The 1,315-nt window shown below is 41.2% G+C and carries 2 protein-coding genes; both read left to right on the top strand.

Going from position 1 to position 1,315, the window contains the following annotated elements:
- Positions 1-717 (top strand): urocanate hydratase family protein (locus CGS49_RS13510; protein WP_489752637.1); only part of this gene is annotated, 717 nt, incomplete at its 5' end.
- A 16-nt stretch (positions 718-733) separates the two neighbouring features.
- Positions 734-1,186, top strand: a complete 453-nt coding sequence (locus CGS49_RS13505) for an S-methyl thiohydantoin desulfurase domain-containing protein (RefSeq protein ID WP_207653412.1) — start codon at positions 734-736, stop codon at positions 1,184-1,186.
- Positions 1,187-1,315 lie beyond the last annotated feature (129 nt).

The raw sequence follows: 1,315 nt of genomic DNA, 5'->3' as shown, positions 1-1,315 counted from the left end.
GCTAAAGTTTTTGATAATGGGAATAATATTCGTACACAGGCAAAAAGGTTCGGAGTTGAGAATGCCTTCGATATTCCTATTTTTACAGAAGCTTTCTTAAGACCTCTATTTGAAAGAGCCATAGGTCCTTTTCGTTGGATAGCCTTGTCAGGGAATCCAAAGGACATTCACATTATTGATGATTATCTTTTAGAGCACTTTTCAGATAATACCATTATCACAGATTGGATCAAATTAGCACGTAAGTATGTTCCTTTTCAAGGATTACCTGCTCGTATCGGATGGTTAGGCCATGAGGAAAGAACTCAATTAGCTTTAGCTGTTAATGATTTAGTAGCAGAAGGTGTTCTATCAGCACCAGTTGCCTTTACACGTGATCATTTGGATGCTGGAGCTATGGCACATCCTAATATTATGACTGAGAATTTAAAAGATGGTTCTGATGCCATTGCAGACTGGCCACTGTTAAATGCCATGTTAGCGGCATCGTCTAAAGCAGATTTGGTCGCTATCCATTCAGGTGGAGGAGGATACACCGGTTATATGCAGAGTGCTGGTATTACTGTTGTAGCTGATGGGACACATGAAGCTTCTGAACGTCTCCAGTTATCAATTACCAATGACACTAGCTTAGGTGTTCTTCGCTATGCGGATGCTGGCTATGAAGCATCTCTAGACGAGATTGAGCAAAAACGTATTAGACGTGTTCATTTATAAAGGAGTGAAGTTTTAAATGACGATAAAATATTTGACTAAGAACGATGTGTTAGCTGCTTGTATTGGAGGTTCCGTTTATGCGAGTGGTGGCGGTGGCTTTTATGAGCACGGACTTGAAATGGGAGAGGCAGCAGTTGCATTATCTCCAGTAGTCTTAAAAACTATTGATGAGTTTGAAGAGGATGATTTGATTATCACTCAAACAGCAATTGGAGCACCGGCTGGGACAACAGATTGGCAGATGTTGGGAAAAGATTATATTCGTGCGGTAGAATTACTCCTTGAGAAACATCCCCATCCTGAAAAAATCAAAGGTATATTAACACCTCAGAATGGAAAATCCAGTTCGACAAACGGTTGGCTATCAGCATCAGCATTGGGATTAGCTGTTGTTGACGCTACTGGTGATATCAGAGCCCATCCTACTGGAAAAATGGGAAATATGGGTGCAGCTAATGATACGACTTAGGAAACTATTCAAGCTGTGTCAGGTGGACGTCGTGAAACAGGTCGCCATATTGAGTTATCCGTGCAAGGAACGGCAGCTTACACTTCGAAAATTCTTCGAATAGCTTCGGATTTATCAGGCGGTTTCATT

This window comes from Faecalibacterium langellae (genome assembly GCF_002549775.1).
Taxonomy (GTDB): domain Bacteria; phylum Bacillota; class Clostridia; order Oscillospirales; family Ruminococcaceae; genus Faecalibacterium; species Faecalibacterium langellae.
Note: the sequence above shows the minus strand (reverse complement) of the source record. Positions and strands in the feature narration are given on the sequence as shown.

Excerpts from the sequence above, each read along its gene's own strand:
- CGS49_RS13505 (WP_207653412.1), top strand. The coding sequence starts at position 734 with ATGACGATAAAATATTTGACTAAGAACGATGTGTTAGCTGCTTGTATT.